This window comes from Roseovarius indicus, assembly GCF_008728195.1.
GTDB lineage: Bacteria > Pseudomonadota > Alphaproteobacteria > Rhodobacterales > Rhodobacteraceae > Roseovarius > Roseovarius indicus.
Map to the genome: position 1 here is coordinate 1021637 of NZ_CP031598.1, position 19390 is coordinate 1041026.

Here is a 19390-nt window from a genome sequence, read left to right on the forward strand (position 1 = left end):
GAGCTTCGGATATGAACGGTAAAATCAGAACATCGTCGATGATCGGCGGAGCACGGAATTTTGGTCGGCGTGACCTTCTGAAATGTGCTGGTGGATTTGGCGCTTTCGCCGCCGTGCAAGGCATTCTGCCGGGGTCGGCCAGGGCTGCGTCACCAAAGTCGGGCGGGCATCTGCGCGTCGGAACCGGGTTTGGGTCAACCACTGACTCGCTGGATCCGGCGACGACGGAACATGGCATGACCATCAACATCAATTACACCTATGCCAACAACCTCATGGAAGTTGGCAACGATGGCTCGCTGGTGAATGAACTGGCCGAGCAACATGAAACAGAGGACGGCAAGACCTGGTATTTCCGTCTTCGCAAAGGTGTCGAGTTTCATAACGGGAAAACGTTGACGCCGGACGATGTCGTCGCCAGCTTCGAGCATCACATCCGCGAAGGGTCACGTTCCGCCGCCAAGGGGCTTTTGTCCTCGGTCGAAAGCGTGCGCCGTGATGGAAAAGACGGTGTCGTATTCGAACTTTCGGAACCGAACGCCGACTTCGCCTTTCTGACCAGCGATTTCCACCTGATCATTCTGCCGTCTGAAGATGGAATGATCGACGCCACCGGCGGTGTCGGGACAGGGGCTTACAAGCTTGATCGCTTCGATCCGGGTGTTCGTGCGGAGTTTTCACGAAATCCGAACTACTGGAAGGAAGGACGCGGGCATTTCGATTCCGTAACCATCGTTTCGCTTGTTGACGTGACTGCACGGCAAAATGCGGTTCTGAATGGCGATGCCGATGTCATTGATCGCGTCGACCCCAAGACGGTCAGCATCATGAGCCGGGCTCCCAACCTCAGTATTCTCGAAGTTACCGGCACTCAGCATTACACGTTCCCGATGCGTCTCGACTCGTCGCCATTCAATAATCTCGATATGCGGCTGGCCATGAAATACGCGATCAATCGGCAGGAAATGCTGGACAAGATACTGCTTGGTCATGGTGTCTTGGGTAACGATCACCCCATTGCCGTAGCCAATACCTATCATGCCGACGGTCTGGAGCAGCGCAGTTATGACCCCGATCTTGCGCGGCACCATTTCGAAAAATCGGGCCACGTCGGGCCGGTGCAGTTGCACGTATCGGATGCCGCCTTTGCCGGCGCAGTCGATGCCGCGCAGCTCTTGTCCGCCTCGGCGTCTGCAGCCGGGATCGAGATCGAAGTCGTTCGCGAGCCGACAGATGGCTATTGGTCCAACGTATGGAACAAGAAACCCTGGTGCGCCTGCTATTGGGGCGGACGGCCTACCGAGGACTGGATGTTCTCAACAGCTTATACGGCCGATACCGAGTGGAACGATACCGCGTGGCGGGATACGCCTGCGGCTGACAAATTTAACTCGATTGTCAAGCAGGCGAGGGCAGAGCTCGACACCGGCAAGCGGCAACAGCTTTACACGGAGGCTCAGACACTCGTGCGGGATGACGGCGGGACGATCGTGCCGATGTTTGCCAATTACATCATGGCCGCGAGCAACAAGCTGGAGCATGACGAGCAAGTGGCAGCGAACTGGGATCTCGACGGCAACAAGATCGCCGAACGCTGGTGGTTCGCATAGGGCTAGCGCCGACCCGGCGCTGTGAACCGGCGCCGGGCACTAAATCGCCGTTGAAACCACAAACTGAAGCTGAGTCATGATCGCGCTTTCCAAAATTGTCGCCGGGCGGCTGTTGCTTGGCATCGTAACCTTGCTCATCACGTCCATGGTGATCTTCGGCGCAATGGAATTATTGCCCGGTGACTTTGCCCAAGCCGTGCTTGGCCAATCTGCCACCGAAGAGACCGTGCGTGCATTTCGAACTGAACTTCAACTCGACCAGTCGGTCTTCGTGCGTTATTTCGACTGGCTTGCCAATGCGCTTCAAGGCGATTTTGGCCAGTCCTTTTCCGGCCGGGCCTCGTCGGGCTACGACCGGTCACGAGCCGTCGTCGACCTGGTGGCACCGAGAATGAGCAACACGATACTGCTTGCGGGTCTCACTGCCGTGATAAGCGTGCCGCTTGCGCTTGGTCTGGGTGTCGCGGCGGTTCTTTATCGCGGGTCATGGTTTGACCGAGCCCTGAACTGGGCGGTCCTGGGGGCGATATCGTTCCCGGAATTCCTTATCGCGTATGCGCTGATACTCCTCTTTGCGTCGCTCTTTCCGGTTTTTCCGGCACTTGCGAACGTGTCGCCGGACATGGCCTGGGACGAACGCCTGAGCCGCATGGCCCTGCCGGCGATATCTCTGACGATCGTGATCATGGCGCATATGATGCGCATGACACGGGCGGCACTGAATGACCTGATGTCCCGGCCCTATGTCGAAACTGCAAAGCTCAAGGGGCTCTCTCGCTGGCGCATCGTGCTGATGCATGTCCTTCCCAACGCGTGGGCTCCGATCGCTACGGTCATCGCGTTCAACCTGGCTTACCTCATTGTCGGGGTGGTCGTGGTGGAAGTGGTGTTTGCATACCCGGGTATTGGCCAGTTGATGGTCGATGCAGTGACGTCGCGCGATATTCCCGTTGTTCAGACCTGTGCCCTGGTCTTTGCGGGAACGTATATCGTCCTGAACCTTCTGGCGGATGTCATTGCGATCATGACCAATCCGCGACTGTTGCACCCGAAATGAGCGCTGTCGTGAAAACCATTGCACTTGCATTCAATCATGGTCGCCTGACCGTCATCTGTACTCTGTTGGGGGTGCTGGTGCTTACATCCGTGTTTGCGCCATGGATCGCCCCCTATGGCGAGGCACAGGTCTTTTCCGAACCTTTCGCCCCGTGGAGCCCAGAGCACTGGCTCGGGACCGATCAGATTGGGAGGGACATACTCACCCGACTTCTATATGGAACACGAAATTCGATCCTGATCGCGCTGCTCGCGACGTTGCTGGCATTCGTGATCGGGGGGATTTTTGGGCTGATAGCAGCGATCCTTGGCGGTTTTCTGGATCAGCTTCTGGCACGCCTTACAGATGTGCTAATGGCCATCCCCAGCCTGATCTTCGCGCTTATGCTGTTGTCTATTTTCGGGTCCACAATCTGGAATCTGATCGTGGTCATCGCAGTATTGGAATCCACCCGGGTGTTTCGATTGACCCGCTCGGTTTCCTACGGCGTTGTCGTTCAGGACTATGTGGAAGTCGCCCGGTTGCGCGGCGAGCGCCTGCCGTGGATCATGCTGCGCGAAGTGGCGCCGAACATCACGGCCCCCATGCTTTCGGAATTCGGCCTTCGCTTTTGTTTCGTTTTTCTGACGATCGCTGCTCTGTCGTTCCTTGGGGTGGGCGTTCAGCCGCCCACCGCCGATCTTGGGTCAATGGTTCGCGAGAATGCCAACCTTATCCAATTTGCACAGTTCGACTTGCGCGCCGGTATCACACCCCTTGTGCCTGCCATCGTCATCGCGCTGATTACTGTTTCGGTAAACGCGCTTGTCGACTGGTTCCTGTTGTCTAGTGGAGATTCCCCAAATGGATAATCATGCTGCCGACCAGAACGACGTAGCGCCGCTCGTGGATATGCAAGGTGTAGTCATCGAGGGCTTCAGCAATGATCGATGGACCACTATCGTCGACAGGGTGGATCTCAAAGTCTATCCTGGTGAAGTTCTCGGACTCATCGGTGAATCCGGGGCAGGAAAATCGAGTCTGGGCCTGGCTGCCATGGGGTATGCGCGGGCTGGCTGTCGGATATCGGGCGGGTCCATCCTGTTTGACGGGCATGACCTGAGGACTGCAAGCAGTGCGATGTTGAATCGCCTTCGCGGCAATCGCATGACCTATGTTGCACAGTCGGCGGCCGCGGCTTTCAATCCTGCGCATCGCTTGATCCGTCAAACGATTGAAACCTCTTTGGTAAAGCGTGGCTGGAACGGTGCCGAGGCGCGTCGCCATGCGATCAAGCTTTTCAGCACGCTGCGCCTGCCCGGAGCTGAAACCATCGGCTCGAGGTTTCCCCATCAGGTCTCAGGCGGTCAACTTCAAAGGGTGATGACGGCGATGGCGATGGTGCCCGAGCCGGGTCTCATTGTTTTCGACGAACCGACAACGGCACTTGATGTTACCACGCAAGTCGACGTGCTTCTTTCGATCAAGGACGCGATGCGCACGCTGGGTAGCAGCGCCATATACATCAGTCATGATCTTGCCGTGGTTTCCCAGATGGCAGACCGGATCAAGGTCTTGCGCCATGGCAAGGAGGTTGAAGAGGCTGAAACGCGAGAGATGATCAACGCGCCTAAAGAAGAGTACACCAGATCTCTCTGGGCCGTCAGGAACATTGAACGAAATGCGAAGATCTGCGCGGAGCCGAGGCTGACCATAGAGAACCTCACGGCCTATTACGGGAAGTTCAAGGCGCTCGATAATGTCAGTCTTACGGTTCCAGTGGGGAGAACCGTCTCGATACTGGGAGAATCCGGTTCTGGCAAATCTACCTTGGCACGATGTATTTCGGGAGTGGTCAAAGATGTGGAGGGACAGGTTAAGCTGGCCGGAAAGCAACTCCCACTGCACTTGAAAAACAGGAACAAGGATCAGCTTCGCCGCGTGCAGATGATTTTTCAGATGGCGGACACGGCCCTCAATCCGCAGCAGACGGTCGGTCAGATCATACTGCGTCCCCTGCGTTGGTTCACAGGTCTGTCGCGAGAAAAGGCGCGTCACAGGGTGGAAGAACTGCTCTCGATGGTCGAACTGGACCCGTCGCTTGCCTCGCGCTATCCGGAGGAATTGTCAGGAGGACAAAAGCAAAGAGTCTGCATTGCACGTGCTTTGGCGCCCGAGCCAGAAGTCGTAATATGCGATGAAGTTACTTCGGCTCTGGACCAGCTTGTTCAGGAGGATATCATCCGTCTGCTGAACCGTGTACAGGAAGAAATGGGAACCAGTTACATCTTCATCACCCATGACGTTTTGGCGGCCAAGGCAATATCCGATGAGGTCATCGTGATGAGTAAGGGTAAGATCGTCGATCAAGGTCCACGAGACTTCGTATTCAGCCCGCCATTCGAGCCCTACACGGAAAAGCTTGTCAAATCCGTCCCGGAAATAGCCACAGGTTGGCTGGAACAGTTTTGCAATTCCTGACGTGACGCAGAACTCCCTACTATCCGATGTCTGGCATTGAAATAGCTTGTTGCCTGAATGTGAAAGGTCCTATCCACGAGTCGCGTAAATTGTAACCTGAATCTTCTACGGGGCGTTTACACATTAACTCGACCGTGAGTGTGATGTCCCGTATTTGTCCTTGAATGAGCAAGATTTCCTACGCCCGCCCCCGATTTCCATCGTCGATAATCCAACGGGCGGTCTGGCTCTGTTTTCGCTTTCCGTTGAGCTTTCGGGATGTCGAGGAAATGCTTGCCGAGCGCGGGATCGATGTCAGCTATGAAGCCATCCGCCGCTGGATACTGAAATTCGGGCCGGCGATCGCGGCAAAGGTCAGGTCTCGCAGAGTTCAGCATTCGGGAACCTGGCATCTTGATGAGGTTTTTGTCCGTATCCGTGGTAAGCGGGTTTACCTGTGGCGCGCCGTTGACGGTTAAGGCGAGGTTCTTGAAATCCTCGCCCAATCCCACCGAAAAAAAGCGCAGCCCTGAAACTTAAGCGCAAACTCCTGAAAAAGCAGGGCTACGTCCCGGACAGGATCGTTTCCGACAAGCTGGGGTCATATTCCGCGGCGCTTCGAGACCTTGACCTGATCCACCTTCATGTCACAGGCGATCGATCGAACAATCGGGCTGAAGTTAACCATCAGCCAACACGCCGATGAGAACGGCGAATGGGTCGGTTCAAATCACCCTGCTCGATGCAGCGTTTTGTGTCCGTTCACGACGCCATCTACAATCAATTCAACCTACAACGCCACCTGATCTCCTGTCGAACCCTCCGTCAGGCGCGCGCCAAAGCGATGGCCGGGTGGCATCAAATCGTTGCCGCTTGAATGCGGACTGAAGCAATTTCTCGGGCAACCTGAAGTTACCGTGGCAACGCCGGGCTGCCTTTGATGTAGCATGGGTGGCGCCGGCAAATGGATGGACACGATGCCCACGTCTGACGTGCGCACCGACATATTGACATCCAGGCTGTCCGCTTTCCCGGTGCGCTTAAGTATTAAAACAATTAAGTATATGTTTTATTGCCGCTTTAAATAACTGAATGAAAAATTTTGAATACAATTTATCGATATTAAAGTGGAATAAATAAATATATTAGAATAGTTTTGCATTTTTCAAAAAGAATATTGCCGGATTCGTTCCGTCGTGGGAACAACCAGATATGGAAGCGGTGATGGAAGACAGCAGTTTGGCCCAAGTTGCATATGAGCACATCAAGGTGCGCATTTGCGATGGGCAGTTTCCAATGGGCCACAAGATGTCGGAGACGCAGCTTGCGAAGGACACACAGGTTTCCCGAACGCCCGTTCGGATCGCGCTGGCCAGGCTCGAGGCGGAGGGTTTCCTGACGTGGGAGGCGAACCGGGGCTACCGTGTCACGGTATTCTCGATCGAGGATGTCCGGGCAATTTACGGTGTGCGGGCGATCCTCGAGGCAGAGGCTGTCCGGCTGAGCGGTCGTCGTGGCCTGTCTGCGACGCTTCTCAAGGACCTCACCGGGATGACCCGGCGCATGGAGGAAATTGTATCCATTCCTGACCATACCGCCGAGCAGCGGGCTTGGTTTCTGAAGATGAATCACAGCTTCCACCGTAAGATCTATGACAATTGCGGCAACGAGTTCCTGCTCCGCCAGATCGCGTCGACAGCGGACCTGCCTTTGGCGCTGAGAAACTTCTTCAGCTTCTCGGCAGAGCAATTGACCGAAAGCCACACCGCCCATGTGAACATTTTGGCCGCTTTGGCCTCGGGGGAGGCGGACCGCGCCGCAGGGCTCATGCGTGAGCATATCTGGGCGGCGCGCGACCGGATGTCCGTGAAGAAGACAAAGCGGGCCCGCAGCGAGGCGCCGCGCGTCCCGATGTCGAGAGGAAAGCGCATCCTCGTTCCCGGAAAGGAGCGCGCCCGCGCCAGAAAGGAAAGCCAGGGATGACCGAGCGGCCGAACCTGAATGCAATTCCCGTGTCAGACGCAAATCATGTGCCGCTGACGCCCCTGTCATTTCTTTCGAGGACGGCAGACGTTCATCCGGACCACCCTGCGATCATCTACGGTGAGCTGAGGCACAGTTACCGCGACATGCAGACGCGCTGTTTTCGGCTGGCAAGCGCGCTGGCACGGCGCGGCATAGGGAGCGGTGACTGCGTCGCCGTGATGGCCCCCAACGTTCCGGCGCTTCTGGAATGTCATTTTGGCGTGCCGCATGTCGGGGCCGTCCTCAACGCGATCAACACGCGGCTCGACCCGGCGACAATCGAGTATATCCTGACCCATTCCGGTGCCCGCGTGCTGCTTGTCGACAGGGAATTGGGCCAGCCGCTCAAGGACGTTCTTTCACGCCTGTCCGACCGCCTGACCGTGTTCGAGATCAATGACCCGGCCACTGCGGACTTTCCGGCGCTGGGCGTGCCCTCCTACGAGGATCTTCTGGCAGAAGGCTCCGATGCCCCGCTGCCCGACGCGGTCGAGGATGAATGGCAAACCATCGCGCTCAACTATACCTCCGGCACGACCGGGCGGCCCAAGGGCGTGCTTTATCACCATCGTGGTGCCTATCTGAACGCGTTGGGCAACCAGCAAACCTGGTGCCTGCCTCGCCACCCCGTCTATCTTTGGACATTGCCGATGTTCCATTGCAACGGGTGGTGTTTCCCGTGGACGATCACCGCCAATGCGGGCACGCATGTCTGCCTGCGCAAGGTCGAGCCAGAGGCGATCTTCGAGGCGATCAATGGATGTGGCGTCACGCATTTCTGCGGTGCGCCCGTGGTCCTGAACATGCTGGCCAACGCGCCGGATACCGTGCGCCGCCCACTTGCGCAGAAGGTGCAGGCCTTCACCGCCGGAGCAGCCCCCGCGCCAAGCGTGATCGGCAATGTCGAGAAGCTCGGCATAGAGATCACGCATGTCTACGGGCTGACCGAGGTTTACGGCCCCTGCGTGGTCTGCGAGCCGCAGACCGACTGGCCGTCGCTCGGGGCGGACGAACTGGCAGGGCGCAAGGCCCGACAGGGCGTGCGTTATGCCACGCAGCAGGGCATGGAGGTTGTCGATCCTCACACCCGGGAACCCGTTCCGGCGGATGGCCAGACGATGGGAGAAATCGTTCTGCGCGGGAATGCCGTCATGAAGGGCTATCTCGAGGACGAGGAAGCGACGGCCAAGGCCTTCGAGGGCGGCTGGTTCTCGACCGGCGATCTCGCGGTGCGCCACGCCGACGGTTATGTGCAGATCCGCGATCGGCTGAAGGACATCATCATATCGGGCGGGGAAAATGTCTCGACCATCGAGGTCGAGAGCGTGCTTTACCAACATGACGACGTGCTCGATGTGGCGGTCGTGGCAGAACCGTCGGAAAAATGGGGCGAAACCGTCTGTGCCTTTGTCGAAGCCAAACCCGGCCGCATGCCTTCGGAAGAAGAATTGATTGCGTTCTGCCGGGACCGGCTTGCCGGGTACAAGCGTCCGCGCCGCGTGGTGTTCGGGGCTTTGCCGAAAACCTCGACAGGGAAGATCCAGAAATTCGTACTGCGCCAGAAAGCCAAGGATCTGGCCAGCCAACCGGCCTGAGGAGAGGCCAAAACTTCAAGGGAGGAAACATCAATGAGACTCAATATTCTGGCCGCCGCCGTTGCGGTGGCCCTGGCAGGCTCGTCCGCGAGTGCCCAGGAAAGCATCGTTCAGGGCGCGTCGAGCTCCGGTCATACGACCTTTCAGATCATGACCGGCTGGTCCTCGGTCATCAATCGCGAGGTGCCCGAAGTCTCCATGACCGTGCAGGCATCGGGCCCCAGCGTACCGACGACGCAGCTTGTTCAGCAAGGCCGCATTCAGGCCGGTCCCGCCGGCAACAGTGCGCCTTACGAGGCCGTCCGCGGTATCGCCAATTTCGAAGGTCAGCCCAAGGCCGACAAGGTTCGCACCTGGATGCCGATTTACGTCTACGGCGCACAGCTTGTGGTGCCGGCCGAGAGCGACGTGCAGGACTGGACAGATCTCGAAGGCCTGCGCGTCGGTGTCGGCTCGGTGGGGTCTGTCGGGGAACAAACCAACAAGGCGATCCTTGAAACGCTCGGCGTCGGCTATGACAAGATCGATGAATACCAGATCGGCCATGGCGAAATGGTGGCCGGGCTGAAGAACGGCACACTTGACGCAATCATCGAGACCACCGGCATTCCCACCGCCGGTGTGCTGGAGCTTGAAGCGACGCGCGACATCCGTGTCGTCGGCCTGACGGAAGAGCAGATCGAGGCGGTGGATGCGGCGAGCGACCTGCTGTCCGGCGGTGTCGTGCCCGCCGAAAGCTACCAGAGCACGGACGCCGATGTGCCGATCATCGTCGGCTACACCATCAACATCATCAACGCTGATGTGGATGAAGATCTGGTCTACAAGATGACCAAGGCGCTGTGGGAGAACCTCGACGAGCTCGAGAACGTCCACCCCTCGCAGAAATACCTGACGCCGGATTGGCTGCAGGCGTCTTTGCTGCCGATCGCGCCGCTGCATCCGGGGGCCGAGCGTTACTACAACGAACAGGGCTGGCTCGACTGATTGTCCGGGCTGGGAGGGCTGAACCGTGCACGAAGATTTCGAAGACACCGGCACTGGCAAGGGTAGCGCGCTCTGGCGCAACGGTCTTGCCGTCTTTGCCGCAGGTATTTCGGTCTTCGTCCTGTCGGCGAACTACTACGGCCTGCTTCAGCCCATGTGGCAGACGGCCATGACCATGGCCCTGATCCTGCCCTTTGCATTTCTTCATACGTCCCGGCGCGGCCGGGGCGTATGGCTCCATCCTGCACTCAACATCGTTTTCGCCATCGCCGTTTCCGCGGCCTTCCTGAACGTCGTGTTCAACTACATGGCTATCCAGATGCGTCAGGTCATTCCCAGCATATGGGACCAGATCGCCTGTGTCGTCGCGGTCCTGTCGGTGCTCGAAGTCACACGGCGCTATTTCGGTTGGGCCCTGCCCATCATCGCGACGGTAATGATCGGGTATGCGTTTCTTGGAAACATGCTGCCCCCCGCGTGGCGGCACGCCGGCTGGGACATGTCCTTCATGACGTTCTCGCTCTACACGCAGAGCGCGGGCCTGTTCGGCGTGGCGCCAAAAGTCGCGGTAACGCTGATCTTCGTGTTCGTCTCGCTCGGGGCATTTCTGGCGCGCATGGGCACAATGGACCGCGTGCTCGACCTCAGCCGGGCATTCACCCGTGGCTCCTATGGCGGGTCGGCCAAAGTGGCCGTCTTCTCCTCGGCCATCATGGGCACGATTTCCGGCAGTTCGGTGGCCAACGTGGTCGGCACCGGGCGTTTTACCATCCCGCTCATGAAGGCTGCCGGGTTCCGCGCCTATTTCGCCGCCGCGATCGAAGCCGTGGCTTCCACCGGGGGGCTCCTGATGCCGCCTGTAATGGGGGCCGGTGCCTTCATCATGGCAGAGCTTCTGCAAGTTCCCTACGGCAACATCATCCTCGCCGCGATCTTTCCCGCCATTCTGTATTTCGTCGTGGTGTTCCTGTCGGTCCATTTCGAATCCCGCAAGCTCGATATCCGCTCCGATACCGAGGGCGAGGCCCGGTCCGCCGCGCTGCTGCGCTGTGGCCCCTATCTCATCCCGGTGCTGCTTCTGCTCGGCCTCATCGCGATCGACATCCCGCCTGTGCGCGCCGCGCTCTACACGGTCGGCTTCTGCGTTGTCCTGTCCTGGGTTCTGCAGCCCATGGGGCTGCGCGCCATCTTCGCGGCGTTGGTCGACAGCACCGAACAGGCCACGCCGATACTCTGCGCCTGTGCCTGCGCCGGCATCATCATCGGTGGCATGGACGGCACGGGGCTTGCCATCAAGTTCTCGCAATTCCTGATCGAGTTCGCCCAGGAAAGCCGTATCCTTGCGCTGATCCTCGGCATGATCGTGGTGATCATCCTGGGGATGGGCCTGCCGGCCACGGCGGCCTATATCCTTGCCGCGGCTGTTGTTGCGCCCACGCTGATCAAGCTTGGCTACATGCCAATCGCGGTGCATCTTTTCGTCTTCTATTACGCGAACCTGTCGCACATCACGCCGCCGGTGGACCTTGCCACCTACGCGGCCTCGGGCATCGCGCAATCGAACCCGATCCGGACGTCGATGCGGGCGATATCGCTTGGCGCGGTCGCCTTCATCCTGCCGATGATCTTCATCCACGACCCCGTGCTGCTTCTGCAGTCGGCCGATCCTCTCCGGCTGGTCATTTCCGTGGCCACGGCCGTCGCCGGCACCGCCGTGATTGCGGGCGGGCTGACGGGCTGGCTGTTCACGCACGTAACCGGGCTGGGCCGGCTCATCCTGATCGCCAGCGGCGGCGCGCTTCTGGTGCCTGTCTGGTACATCTCGATCCTTGGCGTGCTGATCTTTGGCCTCTTCTGGATCAGCACCCGCACCAATTTCCAACCAATCGTGAAACTTCCTCAGGAAAGGACCTGATATGACCGTCCTCGATCCGGACACGGACGCGCAGCGCGTTTACGAAACGATGAAAGATGGCGGTGTCGCTGTTATCCCCCTGGACGTGGCCTATGCGGTCTTCGGCATGACCGCCGAGGCGATCCAGCGCATCTACACCGCGAAGGGGCGCAGCTTTTCCAAGCCCAACGGAACGCTGGCCAATCGCGACATCTTCCGCGAGGTCCATGACGTGGACACACGCGCGCGAGAGGTGGTCGCGGCCATTACGGAGGATTACGACCTGCCGCTGTCCATTGTCGGCAAGCACCGTGAGGGCAACGCCTTTACCGGGGCGCTGGACCCGTTCTGCTTCGAGCGGTCGACCAAGTCCGGCACGATCGATCTGTTGCTGAATGCAGGGCCCCTGCACCGGGCGTTGACGGCCATCTCATGGCAGAACGGAACGCCGGTCATGGGCTCTTCGGCCAATGTCTCGCTCGGCGGATCGAAGTTCCGCCTGCAAGATGTCGAGGCCCCGGTTCTTGATGCTGCCGCCATCAAGGTGGATTACGGCCTGTGCCGCTATAACAACCCGATGGCAATCTCCTCGACCATCATCGACGTGGACAGCTTCGAGGTGCACCGGTTCGGCGTTTGCTACGAACAGATCCGCGACATCCTGAACCGCCATTTCTCTATCGAGATTCCGCCGATGCCGGATCGCGACCTGGTGCGCGGGGCGGCCGTGGGCGAGGCTCAAGATGCCTGAGGCAAGGACCTTTCTGGACAAGGTTTGGGACAACCACGAGGTCGAGAGACTGGACAATGGCCAGTCGCTTCTATTCATCGACCGGCTGCTGTTACACGAACTGTCAACGCCGCGGGCGTTCGAGGAGTTGCGGAAACGCGGTCTGAAGGTGGCCAATCCCGACCTTGTCATCGGGTTTTCGGACCATATCGTGTCAACCGAACCGGGGCGTGCGACGGGCAATGTGCCGGGCGGTCCGGAAATGCTCGAAATGTTCCGCAGGAATGCCCGCGACTTTGGCATACGGCACTTCGACGTGGACGACGATCACCAGGGTATTGTCCATGTGGTCGCCCCGGAGCTCGGCCTGATCCTTCCCGGTATGACGGTTGTCTGCGGCGACAGTCATACCTGCACCATGGGCGGGGTGTCGGCCATGGGCTGGGGCATCGGCACCTCTGAAATTGCACAGGTCCTGGCGACCCAGACGCTGGCGATCCGCAAACCCGGGACGATGCGCGTCGAGCTGACGGGGGCCTTGCCAAAGGGGGTGTCGGCCAAGGATATCGTCCTCGGGCTGATCGCGGAATTCGGCGTGTCGGCGGGTGTCGGCCACATGGTCGAATTCACCGGCGAGGCGCTTGCCGGCATGACGGTCGAGGCGCGGATGACCCTGTGCAACATGGCGATCGAGATGGGCGCGCGCATCGGCATGACAGCCCCGGATGAGGCAACGTTCGACTATATCGCCAAGCGGCCGCTGGCGCCTTCGCCGGACGTGCTCGAAACCCTGCGCCGCGCCTGCGAGGACGTCGCGACCGATCCGGGGGCGACATGGGACAAGACGCTCACATTCGATGTCTCGCGTCTTCGGCCCCAGATCACCTGGGGGACCACCCCGGGCGAGGCCATGGCAATTTGCGGCACGATCCCCGCCGCCGCTGACGCCCGGGCGCTGGACTACATGCAGCTCGACGCGGGCGCGTCGCTTCTGGGGACGCCGGTCAACCGGGTGTTCATCGGGTCCTGCACGAACGGGCGGCTGTCCGACCTGCGCGAGGCAGCAGCCATATTGCAGGGGCGGAAGGTGGCTGCGACTGTCCGGGCGCTCGTGGTGCCCGGCTCCATGTCCGTCAAGCGCGCGGCCGAGGCCGAGGGGCTCGACCTCATATTCAAGGAGGCCGGCTTCGAATGGCGCGACAGCGGCTGTTCCATGTGCCCGGGCCTCAACGGCGACAAGGCCGGCGCGGGAGAGCGTATCGTCTCAACCACCAACCGGAATTTCGAGAACCGGCAGGGGACAGGTGCCAGAACGCATCTGGCAAGCCCCGCATCGGCCGCCGCTGCCGCGATCACCGGTGTCATTACCGATCCCGGCGCATTGGCGGGGGCAGGGACATGATCGCGAAATCGTCGATAATCGGGCGCGCGATGCCGCTCTTACTTGATGACGTGGACACCGATGCGCTCTACCCCGCGCGGTTCTACACGTTGCCCGGCGGGTTCGACCAGGCGCTCTTCGCCGACTGGCGGTGTCACGCGGATGGAACGCCGAAACCCGGCTTCCCGACGAACGACCCGCGCTATGACAAGGCCAACATTCTGATTGCCGGGCGAAATTTCGGCTGCGGCTCTTCGCGGGAGAACGCGGTCTGGGCGCTTCAGGATGCCGGGTTCGAAGCCATCATCGCCGCCAGCTTCGGAGAGATATTCGCCGGCAACGCGGCAACGTGCGGGCTGGCCTGTCTGACGGCACCGCTTGACGATATCGCCGCCCTTGCCGTGCGCCCCGATATCACGGCCGGAACCGCGAGCTTACACATAGATATCACGACCGGTACGCTGATGACCGACGGCAGGCCCGCACTTGTCCTGTCGATGGAAGAGACCGCGCGCAGGGCCATCCTCGATGGTGACATGCCGCTCGACCGGGCGATCCGCCGCGCCGAAACCTCCCGGCGCAAGATCAACGCTTATCTTGGCGGCCAGGCGTGGGCGCCAAAAGACATCCTCGCCGTTTCAGGAGATCACTCATGACAGGCCAAAATCTTCATTTCCGCACACGGCTGGCAGAGAGTATCCGGGCCCCGGGCCTGACCTCCATTCCCGGCGTGTTCGACATGATCTCTGCGCGCATTGCCGACCAGATCGGCTTTGACGCGCTGTATATGACGGGCTATGGCACGACGGCCTCGCACCTGGGCATTCCGGATGCGGGCCTGATCAGCTATGCCGAGATGCTCTCTCGCGTCACCGCGATCGCCGGGGGCACCCGGACCCCGCTCATCGCCGATGCCGATACCGGGTTCGGCGGATTGCTGAACCTCGAGCGCACGGTGCGGGGATACGAAGCGGCGGGCGCCGCCGCAATCCAGATCGAAGACCAGGAGTTTCCGAAGAAATGCGGCCACACGCTTGGCCGCAAGGTGATACCGGCCGAGGACATGGCCCAGAAGATCCGCGTGGCGATCGACACCCGCGATGATCCGGAACTGCTGATCGTTGCGCGAACCGATGCGCGCACCGTCCATGGCTTGGACGAAGCCCTGCGCCGGGGCGAAGTCTATGCCGAAGCGGGCGCCGATATCCTGTTCATCGAAAGCCCGGAAAGCGAAGAGGAAATGGAACGCATCTGTCAGAGTTTCGACACGCCGCTCGTGGCCAATATCGTGGAAGGGGGGCGCACGCCGGTGCTTTCCGCGCCCGCGCTCGCCAAGTTGGGTTACAGCGCAGCGATTTTCCCGGCCTTCGGCTTTCTCGCCGCGGGGGCCGCCCTTCGCGAAGCCTATACCACCTTGCGCGAAACCGGCTCCAGCCATGGTGGCAACCAGCCGCTTTTCGATTTCTCCGACTTCAACCGCCTTATGGGTTTCGAGGACGTCTGGGCCTTCGAAGCCAAGTGGTTCCAACAGAACGACAAAGGATAAGACCATGGCAAGAACCGATATCCAAGCCGACGCGCGCCGGGCTTTCGATGTACTCAAGTCCGGAGGCAGTGCGATCCTGCCGATGGATGTAGGTTATTCCCTGATCGGGGGATCGACGCCCTCACTGATCAGGATTTTCGATGCCAAGCAACGGGCCGAACACAAGCTGAACGCCATGATCGGCGACAACACCATGTCAGAGGACTTGCACGACCTGACACCGGAACAGCGCGACGTGGTGAACTGCCTCACCAAGGAACGAGGCTTGCCGCTCGGCATCATTGCACCGGCACATCCGGACCATCCTCTGATCGAGGCGCTTGACGAGGAGGGGCTGCGCCGGTCGACCCGGGATGGCACGGTCTGCATGCTTCTCAATGCCGGAGCGTTTCATGCAGAAATTTCCCGGCTGAGCCGCGAAGAATGCCATCCGCTCTTCGGGTCATCCGCGAACCGTACGATGCAGGGCACAAAGTTCCGCGTCGAGGATATCGAACCCGAGATCCGCGATGTTGCTGACGTCATCGTGGATTACGGACTGCGCAAATATCACCTGTACGAAAAGAGTTCGACCCTTCTGGACCTCAGCGAAATGAAGGTCGTACGGATCGGGTCATGCTACGAACTCATCACCGACGCTCTTGAGCTCGAATTCGGGATCAGTTTGAAACAGGCAGCCTAATGGTCGCGGGGATGTCATTATCGAACACCTCGGCTATCGCATGTCTATTTTGTTGGGGTCTTAGGTGGACTGGGTCTATTCTCGTCGGCCTGCCAACTAGGCGATCATCGTGTAGGATAACCATCGCGTCTTGACCAACGGTTCCTATGAGTGCACCCTCCCTTTCGTTTTTCGTTCTGGGTACTTTGTCGGCCGAAGTAAGGCGCCTCTCGAAAGGTTTTCCATGCAAGACCGGCAGATCATGGGGCTGATCGCGACATTCGTGGCCGTGGCCGATCTCGGAAGCTTCAAACGGGCGGCGGAACGGGTCGGCAGATCGCCTGCCGCGGTCAGTGGTCAGATCGCCCAATTGGAAGAGATCGTGGGCGTCCGGCTTCTGGTCCGGACAACGCGGTCTGTTCGGCTTTCCGATGCGGGGGAAGAGTTCCTGATCCGCGGGCGCCGTATTCTCAACGAGACCGACAGGCTGTTGCGCGACTTCAAGGCGAACACCGCGGCCTTTTCGGGCAGTGTCGAGCTGTCGGTCTCTCCGACCATCGCGGTCAGCATCATCCCCGAGGCGATCAAGCGGATCGAGGCAGAGCAGCCTGACGTGAAGGTATCGCTGCTAGAGGCACTGCGCACGGACATGCTCAACTCGGTTGAAAGCGGGGCGGTCGATTTTGGCATGGGGCCCTATTCGGACGTGCCCGAGGTGCTGGAATTCTCGCCGCTCTTCGAGCAGGAATTCAAACTCATTCTGCCCGAGACGCACCCGATTGCGCGGCGTGGCTTTGCCGAAGCGGGGGACTTGGACCATCTTCACCTGATGTGCCCCAGCAAGGGCAGCACAGCGCGCGGTGTTCTGGACGAGCTGGCGCGGCGGGCGGATATCACGATTTTACCCCGGCATGAGAGCATGCAATATCCGACGCTCTACGCGCTTGTCGCGGCCGGGCTCGGGGCCACCGTCATGCCCGTGGTCGACCCGCGCCTGCTTGTCGCGTCAAGGCTGGTGGCGCTGTCCTTCAAGGATCAGCGCGCCTCGCGAACGATCGGAAAGATTTCGCGCAGGGGCGAGAAACTGTCGCCGGTCGCCGACCTTCTGCTGGAGACAGTCGTGAACACGGCCGCGAAGAATGCCGACCGGCTGGGCCTGGCCATCTGATTGTTCAAAATTTCTGTCTTATTATTCGGGTATTTTAGTTTTTGTTAATGAATGACTTTGGATAGCCTTTCCCTTGCGCGAACAGGGAGGACCCTAGTGAAACTGTTTATGTCGGGCAATTCGCCCTACGCACGAAAAGTGCGCGTCATGCTGCGCGAGCTTGGAAAGGCCGACAGCGTGGAGGAGGTACCCGTGAACCCTCGCGATCCCGCGACGGGCTTCTGGGATCTCAACCCGGTCGGGCGAATCCCGGCCTTGTCGCTCGACTCTGGCGTGACGATCGTCGAATCCGATCTTGTCTGCCGGTATCTCGATGGTCTTTTGGCCCACGGGAAACTGCACAGCCCGGTGGATGGCGACCCCGACCGTTTGCGCATTCTCGGGCTTGCGCAGGGCGTTCTCGACAAGGGCATGATCGCCCGTGTCGAAAAGCAGCGCCCCGGCGGGCCCGATCAGGACGAGTTTGTCGACACCCATCAAAAGGCGGTCTGCCGTGCTCTTGATGTGCTCGACGATGTCGCGCCAGATACGGTCGACGTGCCCGACATGGCCGACATTGCCGCCGTCTGCGCGGCCGACTGGGTCGGCTTTCGTCATCCAGAACTGAATATTCTCGAGACCCGCTCGCGCCTGGCGAACTGGGTGTCGGTGTTGAACGCGCGGCCCGCCTTCGCCGCCACACGCCCCGGCTGAGGCCGGGTCGTCAGCAAAGCTTGAAGGTCAAACCTGGGAGGAAACCATGAAAAGACGCGAACTTCTCAAGATGAGCGCCGCCGCGGGCGGCCTGGTGGCCATGCCGGCCGTTCTGCGCGCGGCAAGTGCCGTGGAACTGACCGTGGTGCACGGCAGCCCCAACAAACACGTGATCTCTGCCGGCGGCGTCGAGCCCTGGATGAACAAGCTCAAGGAGCTGGTCGGCGACGCCGTGTCGTACAATTATTTCCCGGCCGGACAGCTGGCGAACCTCAAGGGCCTTATGAACGCGGTTCAGACCGGCGTGGCCGACGCCGTGCCGGTGCCGATCGGCTATGTCAGCGACAAGATGCCCCTGAACGGTGTTTCGACGCTGCCCGGGCTGGGCTCGTCGGCGCGCACGAATATCGACACCTACGCCGCCGCGATCCAGACGCCCGAGCTGATGGGCGAGTTCGACGAGAACGGGATCGTACCGATCTGGAACATGGCGTACCCGCCTTACCAGCTGTTCTCGTCCAAGGGCGCCATTCCCAGCCTTGCCGAGTTCGAGGGCCGCGTCATCCGCTCGGCCGGTGGCAGCATGAACCTTGCCATCGAGTCGCTGGGCGCCGCGCCGGCCGAGATTTCCGCCAGCGACATCTACGTCGCGATGGAACGGGGCACGGTCAACGCGACGCTTTCGGCCTTCAGCAGCGTGAAGGGCTACGGCGTGCAGGAGCTCTGTGACGCCGCCAGCACCAACGGCTCGTTCGGGACGTTCACCAACGTCTTCTCGATCCGGCAAGAAAAGTGGGACACGATCCCGGCCGAGATCCAGGATGCGATCATGGAAGCCGGCAAATTCACCGAACAGCATGTCGGCGACCTGATGGATTCCGACACCGAGACGCTGGGCAAGGAATTCTCCGAGCTCGGCATGGATCTTTACGAGTTCCCGCCCGAGGAGCTGGACAAGATCAACGGCGCGCTGGAATCCGTCCACGACAGCTGGGTCGAACGCCTTGCGGGCCGGGGTCTTCCGGCCGAGGCGGCGCTTGAGAAATACCGCAAGGCCGCAAAACAGGCATGACATCGGGCGCCTTCAAAAGAACGGTGGGGGCAGCCGACCACGCCTTGCGCGCGGTCGAGAATGTCCTCATCGTCGTGGGCGGGGCGGCCATCGCCCTTGCGATGGTGTTCGTCAGTTCAGATGCCGTGATGCGGCATCTGTTCTCTGCCCCGCTCACGTTTCAATACACGCTGACTGAAAGCTACCTGATGGTGATGGGCTTTTCCCTGGCACTTCCCTGGGGATACCGGACAGGCGGGCGTATCCGCATCCAGCTATTGCTCAACACCATTCCCAAGGGGCCGCGCATCCTGCTTTTGCGGGCCGGGAATATCCTGGCAGCCATCTACCTGACGTTCATCTGCTGGCAGGCCCTGGGAAAGACAACCGACGCCTTCGTCAAGAACGACCTGATGATGGGCGTGATCGACTGGCCGGTTGGATGGTCATGGGTATGGATTCCGATCGGGATGTTCATGCTCGTCCTTCGGCTTCTCGTCGATGCTTTCAGCGACTTCGACCCAGACGCGCCCGCGGCGCACTAACCCGACAG

The 19390-nt window shown here is 60.1% G+C and carries 17 protein-coding genes and 1 pseudogene; all 18 read left to right on the forward strand.

Annotation, left to right across the window (positions count from 1 at the left end):
• The first annotated feature begins 11 nt into the window (after positions 1-11).
• A complete protein-coding gene (locus RIdsm_RS04840) occupies positions 12-1610 on the forward strand; it encodes an ABC transporter substrate-binding protein (protein WP_057819678.1) in 1599 nt (532 codons plus the stop codon).
• Between the two features lie 76 nt (positions 1611-1686).
• A complete protein-coding gene (locus RIdsm_RS04845) occupies positions 1687-2667 on the forward strand; it encodes an ABC transporter permease (protein WP_057819680.1) in 981 nt (326 codons plus the stop codon).
• Positions 2664-3518 (forward strand): ABC transporter permease, encoded by an 855-nt coding sequence (locus RIdsm_RS04850; protein WP_057819682.1) that lies wholly within the window; start codon positions 2664-2666, stop codon positions 3516-3518. The genes RIdsm_RS04845 and RIdsm_RS04850 overlap by 4 nt, the downstream gene beginning before the upstream one ends.
• Positions 3511-5127 (forward strand): ABC transporter ATP-binding protein, encoded by a 1617-nt coding sequence (locus tag RIdsm_RS04855; RefSeq protein WP_057819684.1) that lies wholly within the window; start codon positions 3511-3513, stop codon positions 5125-5127. Before RIdsm_RS04850 ends, RIdsm_RS04855 begins: the two co-directional genes overlap by 8 nt.
• 164 nt (positions 5128-5291) lie before the next feature.
• Positions 5292-5983 (forward strand): annotated as a pseudogene (locus tag RIdsm_RS04860) (IS6 family transposase).
• Positions 5984-6318: 335 nt separating this feature from the next.
• Positions 6319-7089, forward strand: coding sequence for a GntR family transcriptional regulator (locus RIdsm_RS04865; protein ID WP_057819686.1), 771 nt, complete (start codon positions 6319-6321; stop codon positions 7087-7089).
• A gap of 29 nt (positions 7090-7118) precedes the next feature.
• The gene (locus RIdsm_RS04870) at positions 7119-8726 is read left to right on the forward strand and encodes an AMP-binding protein (protein ID WP_236553380.1); all 1608 of its coding nucleotides are present in this window, start codon (positions 7119-7121) and stop codon (positions 8724-8726) included.
• A gap of 33 nt (positions 8727-8759) precedes the next feature.
• Positions 8760-9713, forward strand: a complete 954-nt coding sequence (locus RIdsm_RS04875) for a TAXI family TRAP transporter solute-binding subunit (protein ID WP_057819690.1) — start codon at positions 8760-8762, stop codon at positions 9711-9713.
• Between the two features lie 25 nt (positions 9714-9738).
• Positions 9739-11628: a TRAP transporter permease gene (locus RIdsm_RS04880; protein ID WP_057819692.1), complete on the forward strand. Its 1890-nt coding sequence runs from the start codon at positions 9739-9741 to the stop codon at positions 11626-11628.
• 1 nt (position 11629) lies between these two features.
• On the forward strand, positions 11630-12358 hold the full coding sequence (locus RIdsm_RS04885; protein WP_057819695.1) for a Sua5/YciO/YrdC/YwlC family protein: 729 nt from the start codon (positions 11630-11632) through the stop codon (positions 12356-12358).
• A complete protein-coding gene (locus RIdsm_RS04890; protein ID WP_057819697.1) occupies positions 12351-13739 on the forward strand; it encodes a 3-isopropylmalate dehydratase large subunit in 1389 nt (462 codons plus the stop codon). The genes RIdsm_RS04885 and RIdsm_RS04890 overlap by 8 nt, the downstream gene beginning before the upstream one ends.
• On the forward strand, positions 13736-14374 hold the full coding sequence (locus RIdsm_RS04895) for a 3-isopropylmalate dehydratase small subunit (RefSeq protein ID WP_057819699.1): 639 nt from the start codon (positions 13736-13738) through the stop codon (positions 14372-14374). The genes RIdsm_RS04890 and RIdsm_RS04895 overlap by 4 nt, the downstream gene beginning before the upstream one ends.
• Positions 14371-15264, forward strand: a complete 894-nt coding sequence (locus RIdsm_RS04900; RefSeq protein ID WP_057819701.1) for an isocitrate lyase/PEP mutase family protein — start codon at positions 14371-14373, stop codon at positions 15262-15264. The genes RIdsm_RS04895 and RIdsm_RS04900 overlap by 4 nt, the downstream gene beginning before the upstream one ends.
• A 4-nt stretch (positions 15265-15268) precedes the next feature.
• Positions 15269-15946: a Sua5/YciO/YrdC/YwlC family protein gene (locus RIdsm_RS04905; protein ID WP_057819702.1), complete on the forward strand. Its 678-nt coding sequence runs from the start codon at positions 15269-15271 to the stop codon at positions 15944-15946.
• Positions 15947-16169: 223 nt separating this feature from the next.
• Positions 16170-17093 carry a LysR family transcriptional regulator gene (locus tag RIdsm_RS04910; protein WP_057819704.1) on the forward strand — a complete coding sequence of 308 codons (924 nt, stop codon included), beginning with the start codon at positions 16170-16172 and terminating at the stop codon, positions 17091-17093.
• A gap of 96 nt (positions 17094-17189) precedes the next feature.
• Entirely contained in the window at positions 17190-17786 is a 597-nt protein-coding gene (locus RIdsm_RS04915; RefSeq protein ID WP_244955848.1) for a glutathione S-transferase family protein, read from the forward strand.
• 46 nt (positions 17787-17832) lie between these two features.
• Positions 17833-18858 (forward strand): TRAP transporter substrate-binding protein, encoded by a 1026-nt coding sequence (locus RIdsm_RS04920; protein ID WP_057819708.1) that lies wholly within the window; start codon positions 17833-17835, stop codon positions 18856-18858.
• Positions 18855-19382 carry a TRAP transporter small permease gene (locus RIdsm_RS04925; protein ID WP_057819709.1) on the forward strand — a complete coding sequence of 176 codons (528 nt, stop codon included), beginning with the start codon at positions 18855-18857 and terminating at the stop codon, positions 19380-19382. Before RIdsm_RS04920 ends, RIdsm_RS04925 begins: the two co-directional genes overlap by 4 nt.
• The last annotated feature ends 8 nt before the right edge of the window (positions 19383-19390 follow it).